This window comes from Rathayibacter sp. AY1E8 (genome assembly GCF_002931415.1).
Classification (GTDB): domain Bacteria; phylum Actinomycetota; class Actinomycetes; order Actinomycetales; family Microbacteriaceae; genus Rathayibacter.
The window spans coordinates 1-633 of sequence record NZ_PSVI01000132.1 but is presented as its reverse complement, the minus strand read 5'-3'; the positions used below and the strand labels follow the sequence as shown (position 1 = coordinate 633).

The window sequence follows — 633 nt, the reverse complement described above, 5'->3', positions numbered from 1 at the left end:
CGCCCAGCGCCGGTCGAGCAAGAGCCGCGCGGTCTCGACGCTCGCCGTGCTGAACGTGGTGAAGCCGCCGAGCACGCCCGTCCCGAGCACGGCCCGCCACACCGGGTCGAGGACGCCGGCCAGCACGAGCCCGGTGACGACTCCGAGCAGCAGCGACCCGCTGACGTTGATCAGCGCGGTGCCGACCGGCCAGCGCGCCGGCACGAGCGACCGCGCGACCCCGTCGACGACGAGCCGTGCGGCCGCTCCGACTCCGCCCGCGAGAGCGACCGCGAGCAGCAGGCCTGGCGTCACGCCGCCGCCCTCCGCCGCCCCGCGACCGCGATGCCCAGCGCCGCGGCGAGCACGCCCAGCACGAGCGTGCCGCCGGTGTAGAGCAGGTACTCCACGACGTGGCCGCCCTCGAGCAGCGCGACCGTGTCGAGCGAGAAGGTGCTGTAGGTCGTGAATCCGCCCAGCACGCCGGTGCCGAGCAGGAGGCGCAGGGTGCGGCGCCCGCCCTCATCCGGCCCGCGCCGCGCCAGCGCCTCGAGCAGGAGGCCCAGGAGGAACGCGCCCGGCAGGTTCACGGCGAGCGTCGCGACCGGCACGACGCCCAGCGGGGGCAGTGCGGCGCCGATCGCGGCGCGGGCA

Annotated in this window: 2 protein-coding genes; both read right to left on the bottom strand. The window is 76.9% G+C overall.

All coding sequences use genetic code 11. The features are described from left to right. Nucleotides 1-294: CrcB family protein (locus C5C74_RS16970; RefSeq protein WP_104351951.1), on the bottom strand; the 294-nt coding region annotated here is incomplete at its 3' end. Next, nucleotides 291-633: CrcB family protein (locus C5C74_RS16965; protein WP_104351950.1), on the bottom strand; the 343-nt coding region annotated here is incomplete at its 5' end. The genes C5C74_RS16965 and C5C74_RS16970, both read right to left, overlap by 4 nt.